Raw genomic sequence first — 7,380 nt, forward strand, 5'->3', positions numbered from 1 at the left:
AACCAACTGAGCTAGCGGCGCTTGCTGACGTCGTTGACTTTAGCACCAGGATCGGTGCGAAGAAAAATCGATATGACAGGCCCCTGGATCAGCTCCCGCGAGACGCCCGTACGGTGCTGGTTCCCTGCTCAGGGGTGGGAACCCGGCAGGCTCGTCACCGCGCCGGTCCGGGGCAGGGTGGCCGCCGTGCGCACCAGGGGACGGCTCGCCCGTACGCACGCCCACAGCAGCACCTCGGGGCCGGGCAGCCACGGATGACGGGTGTCGGGGGCCACCACCCAGCGCGGCGTCGCACCGGCGCCGGGGACCAGCGAGGGGACGGTCACCGCGTCGCCCGAGCCGTGGCAGAGCAGCGGCGGAACAGCGGGGGCGGCGCCTTCGGGGGCCGAGCGCCCCCACTCCTCCCAGGACAGCAGCGACGGCAGCCGCTGGGCGGTGCCGGGGGCCGCGAACAGCATCATCCGTCCCCGGTGGGTGGCGACGGGGCCGGAGCCGGGACCCTCGGACCAGAGCCGGTCGAGCATGCGCCTGCCGAAGATCGCGGGCACGTTCACGACGTCGAAGACACCGCCGCAGGGCAGTACGCCGGGCGCGGTCGGTCTGGCCTCCCAGAGGGAGAGCGTGGAGCGGGGATACAGCCCCGCCGAGGCGAGCCAGCCGGCGCCGGCGGCGGTCACCTGCGCGGTGTGATGGTGCCCCTCCTCGCGGAGGTAGTTGAAGATGTCGGTCCGGCGCTCGTCGTCGCAAGCTCCCGGGCTCAGGGGGGATTCATCTCGCAGCCATGCGCTCATGGCACCTACGTCTACCTGGAGTAACTGTCCCGTTCCGGGGAGTTGTCGGAAACCGGGACAGGGTGGTGCGGGAGGGCGTAACCTACGCGTCGGCATATGCCAGGCGGGTGGCGTGAAATGACGCGCCCCTCACTCCCCGGGCGTGCGACCGTTCCGCAGCAGGTCACGGCCGAACTCCACCATCTTCTTGGCGTAGTCCTCCGTCCACTGTGCCCGCTCCGCGATGTCGGCGGCCGTGAGCCGGTCGAACCGCCGCGGATCGGCGAGCTGCGCGGCGGCGACGGCCTGGAACTCCACGGCCCGGTCCGTCGCGGCCCGGAAGGCCAGCGTCAGCTCGGTGGCCCGGTCGAGCAGCGCGCCCGGGTCGTCGATCGACTCCAGATCGAAGAAGTGCTCCGGATCGGCGGCCGCCTCCGACGGCTCGAACAGCAGCGGGGCGGGCCGCAGCCGTCGCTGACCGGACTCGGATTCCGCCATGTGATCCTCCTACTGCTCCTGGTGCGGGCGCCCGCGCCGGCATACGTACGGCTTCGGCCACCGTCCATTGTCCCGCCCCGCGCAAGGGGGCCTCAGGGCTGCCAGGTGATCCGGTGCTCCGACAGGTGGGACAGCACCGCGTGGTTCGCCTCCCAGCCATCGGGGAACTTGATCGTGACGCCCAGTTGCACCGGCTCCGTCGACGGGTGTTCGTCCAGCAGTTCCGGGACTCCCGCGCGGCAGATCACGATGCACGCGTGGCGGTGGCGGGAGGTCAGCACGCACAGGCGGCCCGTCTCCAGGTGGAACGCCGTCGCGTCCGGGCGGCCCGAGAGAGGGTGCAGGACGACCGTGACGTCGAACTCGCGGCCCTGGAGCCGGTTCGCCGTGTCCACGGCCACACCCGTCACCCCCAGCTCCGCGAGCGCCGCACGGATCGCCGCCGCCTGGTCGCGGTGCGCCGTGCCGACGGCGACGCGGTCGGCCGTCAGCGGCGACGTGCCGGGGCCGCGCTCGCCGGTCGTCGCGCCGCCCCGGTCCAGCAGCCGGCGGACGACCAGGGCGGCCGCCCGTACCGCCTCGGGGTCCGTACGGGGCGTACGCCGGGCCGGCAGCTCCAGCAGGCCCCAGCCGGAGGCCGCCGCCTCGTCCACCACGCGGTCCGGGCCCGAGCCGTCGGAGGGGACGGCGAACGTGAGCCGGCGGTCCGCCGGGCCCGTACCGCTGCGGAACGGCGTGTACGGGTAGAACGCGTCCGACACCAGCGGCGCCGCCGACGCCGGCAGCCGCCACGACACCGGGAGCCGGTGCTGCGGCAGTTCGGGATTGTGCGCCAGGAGCGTGCTGACCGCGCTCGCCGACGGGTCGTACGACAGACCCGCCCACTGGTCGGCGCCGACCACGCTGAACGGGTCCAACTGGCCCGGGTCGCCCACGAACAGCGCCCGCTCGAAGAGCCCCGCGACGGCGAGCAGCGCGTCCGAACGCATCTGGTACGCCTCGTCCACGATCGCGTGCCGCCACGGCTCCACCCCCTGCACGTGCGCCCACTTGGCCGCCGTCGACACGACCACGTCGAGGCCCGCCAGATCGGCCGCCTTCGCCGACTTCCGTACGGAGGCAAGCTCGTTGAGCGACGGGTCGTACGGATCCGGGTCGTTGCTGTGCAGCCGGCCCACCGGCAGGCCGGGAGCCTTCTCGGCGAGCCGGGTGACCAGGTCGTCCACCTGCGCGTTGGTCTGCGCTACGACCATCAACGGCCGCCCCGCCGAGGCCAGTTCGAGCGCGGCCCGCACCACGAGCGTCGACTTTCCGGCGCCGGGCGGCGAGTCGACCACCACGCCCCGGTACGCGCCGTACAGCGTGTCGTGCAGGATCGCGTCGGTGGCCCGCGCGGCCTCGGCGCCCGGGTCGAATCCGGCCCGGTCGGAAGATGCGGTCATGGTGCTCACAGGAAGTCGTCCTCGGTCACCGGGTCGGGGAGGGGAAGGGGCGGCGCGGACGGCGTCCCGTCGGCCGGCGTACGGGCCTCGGGAAGCGGTACGGCTCCGGGACCGCGCCCCTCCACGGCCGGCGGCCCCCCGTGCGTCCACGGCGTCTCCTCCGTGGAAGGCAGCTTCGGACCGCCCCGCTGGTCGTGTTCGAACAGGGTCCAGGCGATCACGTCGCCCTTCTCCGGGAGCGAACCCTCGGCGGGCTCCCTCCCCCGGCCCATCCGGTCCGTCAGCCGCACCACCAGCGTGCCGCCCCCGTCCGGCTCCCACCCCACGAACTCCGCCGACTGCGGCTTGCCGTCCAGCGAGCGGTAGACCTTCGTGCGCTCGCCGAGCTGCGGGGTGTCCTCGCTGTACAGCGTGACCAGGGGGCGCGGGCTCGGCCGCTTGCTCTCGCTGTAGGCCATCACCACCTCAGTCACCTCCCCGATGAACGCCTCGCCCGCCAGCCGGCGCCCCGCCAGCACCAGCGGGTCGTCCAGCGCCTCCTGCGCCTCCAACTGCTGCTGCGCCGTCTCCCGTGAGGCCAGCTTCTGCGCGGCCGTCACCGCGTCGTCGTGCCGGGGCTGCGGCGGCTCCCCGGACCGCACCCGGTCCCGGTGGCCCGTGAACGACCAGCGGTCGCGCGTCCACCGGTCGGCGACCCGCGCCCCCTCCGGCAGCTCCCGCAGCAGATCGAGCCCCCGCCACACCGCGTCCCACGTCGGCCGCAACTGGCTCTCCAGGAGCGCGCGGATCTCCCGCTCGGCCCTCGTCAGCCGGCCCAACTGCTCGTCCGCGCCCGGACCGTCCTCGGCCGCCCCGAGGAACTGACGCGCCCGGTCGTACTCGTCGATCGCCGGGGCCAGCAGCCTGTTGTCGAACGCCGGGTCGGTCGCCGGACCCGCGGGCGGGCACCGCAACTGCCCACGCCCGTCCCGGTCCGTCTCCGCGCGCAGCGCCGCGTCCCGCCCCGAACCGCCGTCCGGCGGGTCGATCCAGGCCAGCAGCGCCCCCAGATGCTGATCCTCCAGATTCGACTGCCCCGTCGCCCAGTGCCTGTTCAGCAGGTCCGTCGCCGCCAGCAGCAGCGACGACCCCGGCACCCGCGCCCGCTCCCCGTAGTGCGTCAGCCAGCGGCCCAGCAGCGGCACCCGCGCGGGCGCCGGATACGGCGTGTCCGGGTCCTGCTCCGCCGTACGCCGGAACCGCATCGAACGCCCCAGGAGGCGTACGAAGTCGACCCCCGGCCGGTTCGGCACGATCAACTGCGGCGCGTCCACGCACAGTTCGACCTCGACCTTGACGCGCTTGCCCGTCTCCGGGTCCGTCTCGCTCCGTTCGGCGGGCTCCACGTCGTCCGCGTACGCGTCCAGATGCGGCAGCAGCGTCTCCGCCAGTTCGGCCAGGAAGGCGAACCGCAGATCGCGGTCGCGGGGCTGCGCCACGGTCAGCAGCCGGGGCGACCCCCGGTCCGTACCGACCAGCGCGCCCAGCGGGGCACCGGCCTCACCGGCCGTCGTGAGCGGCACGAACACCAGCGGGCGGTCCGACAGCCGCCGGTGGCACACCGTGGCCAGCGGCTGCGCGCGTCCGCTCTCCACCGCCTCCAGCCGGGCGAGGGTACTGATCAGCGACATCCGGCCACCGCGCCCTCCGGGAGCGACCTCAGCGCCTCGGCGCGCAGCGCGGCGGCCCTGCGCAGCGCCACCACCGTCGGGTCGTCGTCGGCCGTCCCCGGCGCGCTCTCGCCGCGCGCCGCCGCCAGCACCGCGCCGACCGTCGTCAGCCCGCCCAACTCGCCCCGTACACCCCGCCCGAGCGCCTCCACGGCCCCCGCCGAGCGGGCCCGGCCCCGGCAGTGGAAGGCCAGCTCGCACGCGGCCAGACACTCCGGCGCGTACGCCGCCGTCACCGAGTCCACCGCCGCCGTCAGCTCCGCCTGCGAGCACCGCTCCAGATCGAAGCTGGTGCCTTCGGGCAGCTCCGCCGCCAGGTCCTCGATCCGGGTCAGCCGGGTCAGCTGCCGCCGGGTCACCGACAGTTGCTTGCGTACGTCCACGACCGAGGCGGTCGGCAGGTTGGAGAAGTCCCTGGGGCACACCAGCAGCACCGAGTGGTCCACCCGCGCGCCGGTCGTCCGCGCGGCGATCCGCTCCAGCGCCAGCACGTACACGGCGGCCTGCCGCGCGGCGGCGCCCACCTTCGCGGGGTCGGCCGAACTGTCGATCATCGGGAAGGACTTGATCTCCACGACCGTCCACCGGCCGTCCGGGCCCACCACCACGGCGTCCGGCTCCAGATACGCGGGTGAGCCGGCCACGTCCAGCGCGACCAGCGGGTGCACCAGCAGCGTCCAGAGCCCGGGCGAGCCGTCCGCGCCGGTCGCCTCCCGCAGCGCCAGCGCCGTACGCGCGACGCGCCCCTCGGGCCCTGCCGCCGACAGATCGGGGACCAGCACCTCACCGGGCACCGGCGGCGGCGACCCCGCGCCCATCCGCTCGTGCAGCAGCCGCATCAGCTCCGTACCGCCGTCGGCCTTCACCCGCGCCTCGAACGCGTTGCCACGCATGAAGGCGAACTGCGACTGACCGAACGGCGCGGGTGAGCCGAGCGCCGCCGCCAGCGCCGTCTTGTCGACCCCGGCGCCGTCCAGCAGCGCACGGCGTCCGCAGCCGGGATTGGCGGCGAGTGCGGCCAGCGCGCGGGCGTCCAGCGGATGCGGCGCGACGTCCGGTCCGCGCAGCTCAGCGAGCCGCTGTCGCAGCGTCGTCGGCCGCGGCTCCGGTACCGCCTGCGGTGCGGGTGCTGCTGTTGGTGCGGGTGCGCTGCCCGGGGAATCGCTCACCCGTGGAAGTCTCGCATCCGTCACTGACAATCGGAGGTTTGACCGGGGAGTTGACCGGCGTCGTGCCGGTCACCGAAGCCTCGTCGGCCGCCTGCGCCGGCACCGGCAGCCGCGCGTGGCGGGCCACGAACGCGTACCGGCCGGTCGCCAGCGTCCAGCCCCGGTCGGCCGCCCGCAGCGCGGGAGCCGTCAGCAGCGCGCCCGCCCCCATCACGGCGACGCCGGCGACCGCGTCGAGGAAGTAGTGGTTCGCCGTCCCCATCACCACGATCACCGTGACCAGCGGATAGACGACACCGAGAATCCGCAGCAGCGGCGACTTGCCGTGCCGCCACAGCAGCACCCCGCACCACACGGCCCAGCCGACGTGCAGGCTCGGCATCGCCGCGTACTGGTTGGTCATCCCGCCGAGCCCGCGCGGTGCGCTCGCCTCGGCGCCCCACCAGCCGTACGAGCTGTACTGCGCCATCGTGTCGACGAACCCGTAGGACGCGTCGAGCAGCCGCGGCGGGCACGTCGGCAGGAGGGTGAAGCCGATCAGGCCGAGCAGCGTGGAGAGCATCAGCCAGGCGCGCGCCGCCCGGTAGTGCGCGGGGCGGCGCCGGAAGATCCAGATCAGCACGGCCGGTGTGACGAGATAGTGCAGCGAGGCGTACGCGAAGTCGGCGGGTATCCCGAGGGCCGGGGTGCTGGTGAAGAGCCGGTTGAGCGGATGTTCGGCGTTCAGGAAGAACGCCTTCTCTATTCGGAGGATCGCCAGACCGTGGTCGACGGCCGTGGACACATCACCGCGCGCCAGCAGTCGGCCCGCCGAGTACGCCCCGTACACCACTGCCAGGAGCAGCAGTTCGGCCCACCATCGGGGCCGGTGGGCGGTGCGCGCACGGGCGGTCTGCGGCATCCGGAACGTTCTCCCTCGTCAGTTAACGCGGCCTTCCGCCGACGTTCAACCGTACGGTGTAGGCGATCGCGGGCATGCGAGGGGTCCCCCCGAACCCTCGTGCCTCCACGGAACCCCCGTGACCTGACCGTCGGCTGTCCATGGGGACGCGGAGATCGTCCCGGAGATTGCCCTCCGTTCAGGTACGGGATGATGGGGCGGCACCTGTTGTGAACCTCAGGGAGAGATTCCATGGCACCGCGCGTCCTCCTCGCCCGGCACGGTCAGACGGCGTGGTCGCTGTCCGGCAGGCACACCGGCCGGACGGACATCCCGCTGCTCGACGAGGGCAGACGCGGCGCCAAGCTGCTCGGCGAGAGGCTGCACCGCGAGCCGTGGGCGGGCCTGCCCGACGCGGAGGTCCGCACCAGCCCGCTGCTGCGCGCGAGCGACACCTGCGAACTCGCCGGTTTCGGCGGCGGCCGGGCGCGGCCGTGGGACGCGCTGATGGAGTTCGACTACGGCGCGTACGAGGGCATGACCCCGGCCGAGATCCAGGCCGTGCGCCCCGGCTGGTTCATCTGGCGCGACGGCGTCCCCGACGGCGAGACCCTGGCCGGGGTCGCGGCGCGGGCCGACGAGGTCGTGGAGTGGGCGCGCTCGGCCGACCGTGACGTCCTGGTCTTCGCCCACGGCCACATCCTGCGCGCGATCGGCGCGCGCTGGCTGGGCGAAGACATCTCCTTCGCGTCCCGGATCCGGCTGGCACCGACGTCGCTGTCGGTCCTGGACTGGGCGTACGGTGCGCCGGCGATCGGCGTCTGGAACGACACGGGGCATCTCGCGGGCCGGTAGCGCGCGGTCGCGCCAGACGGGATTTGCCAGACACGGCCTAGGTGTATTGCCCTGTGA

Annotated in this window: 7 protein-coding genes; 1 reads left to right on the forward strand and 6 read right to left on the reverse strand. The window is 73.8% G+C overall.

Annotated elements, in window-relative coordinates:
* Nucleotides 1–128: 128 nt before the first annotated feature.
* From BHU15_RS28270 to BHU15_RS28295, 6 genes are all read right to left on the reverse strand, one after another.
* Nucleotides 129–791 (reverse strand): hypothetical protein, encoded by a 663-nt coding sequence (locus tag BHU15_RS28270; RefSeq protein ID WP_069629765.1) that lies wholly within the window; start codon nucleotides 789–791, stop codon nucleotides 129–131.
* Nucleotides 792–920: 129 nt separating this feature from the next.
* Nucleotides 921–1,268, reverse strand: coding sequence for a DUF8844 domain-containing protein (locus BHU15_RS28275; RefSeq protein WP_069629766.1), 348 nt, complete (start codon nucleotides 1,266–1,268; stop codon nucleotides 921–923).
* A gap of 92 nt (nucleotides 1,269–1,360) precedes the next feature.
* Nucleotides 1,361–2,710 (reverse strand): AAA domain-containing protein, encoded by a 1,350-nt coding sequence (locus tag BHU15_RS28280; RefSeq protein WP_069629769.1) that lies wholly within the window; start codon nucleotides 2,708–2,710, stop codon nucleotides 1,361–1,363.
* Between the two features lie 5 nt (nucleotides 2,711–2,715).
* A complete protein-coding gene (locus tag BHU15_RS28285; RefSeq protein WP_079128427.1) occupies nucleotides 2,716–4,380 on the reverse strand; it encodes a hypothetical protein in 1,665 nt (554 codons plus the stop codon).
* Nucleotides 4,371–5,588 carry a hypothetical protein gene (locus tag BHU15_RS28290; protein WP_069629767.1) on the reverse strand — a complete coding sequence of 406 codons (1,218 nt, stop codon included), beginning with the start codon at nucleotides 5,586–5,588 and terminating at the stop codon, nucleotides 4,371–4,373. Before BHU15_RS28290 ends, BHU15_RS28285 begins: the two co-directional genes overlap by 10 nt.
* Nucleotides 5,488–6,489 carry a phosphatase PAP2 family protein gene (locus tag BHU15_RS28295; RefSeq protein ID WP_069629768.1) on the reverse strand — a complete coding sequence of 334 codons (1,002 nt, stop codon included), beginning with the start codon at nucleotides 6,487–6,489 and terminating at the stop codon, nucleotides 5,488–5,490. Before BHU15_RS28295 ends, BHU15_RS28290 begins: the two co-directional genes overlap by 101 nt.
* A gap of 231 nt (nucleotides 6,490–6,720) precedes the next feature.
* On the opposite strand from BHU15_RS28295, the gene BHU15_RS28300 reads away from it, so the two are divergent.
* The gene (locus tag BHU15_RS28300) at nucleotides 6,721–7,323 is read left to right on the forward strand and encodes a histidine phosphatase family protein (protein WP_023541526.1); all 603 of its coding nucleotides are present in this window, start codon (nucleotides 6,721–6,723) and stop codon (nucleotides 7,321–7,323) included.
* Nucleotides 7,324–7,380 lie beyond the last annotated feature (57 nt).

The sequence above is a fragment of the Streptomyces niveus genome (assembly GCF_001723055.1).
Lineage (GTDB): Bacteria > Actinomycetota > Actinomycetes > Streptomycetales > Streptomycetaceae > Streptomyces > Streptomyces niveus.

What these genes read in the sequence shown, in the direction of transcription:
- BHU15_RS28270 (WP_069629765.1), bottom strand. Translation starts at nt 791, where the DNA reads ATGAGCGCATGGCTGCGAGATGAATCCCCCCTGAGCCCGGGAGCTTGC.
- BHU15_RS28275 (WP_069629766.1), bottom strand. Translation starts at nt 1,268, where the DNA reads ATGGCGGAATCCGAGTCCGGTCAGCGACGGCTGCGGCCCGCCCCGCTG.
- BHU15_RS28280 (WP_069629769.1), bottom strand. Translation starts at nt 2,710, where the DNA reads ATGACCGCATCTTCCGACCGGGCCGGATTCGACCCGGGCGCCGAGGCC.
- BHU15_RS28285 (WP_079128427.1), bottom strand. Translation starts at nt 4,380, where the DNA reads ATGTCGCTGATCAGTACCCTCGCCCGGCTGGAGGCGGTGGAGAGCGGA.
- BHU15_RS28295 (WP_069629768.1), bottom strand. Translation starts at nt 6,489, where the DNA reads ATGCCGCAGACCGCCCGTGCGCGCACCGCCCACCGGCCCCGATGGTGG.
- BHU15_RS28300 (WP_023541526.1), top strand. Translation starts at nt 6,721, where the DNA reads ATGGCACCGCGCGTCCTCCTCGCCCGGCACGGTCAGACGGCGTGGTCG.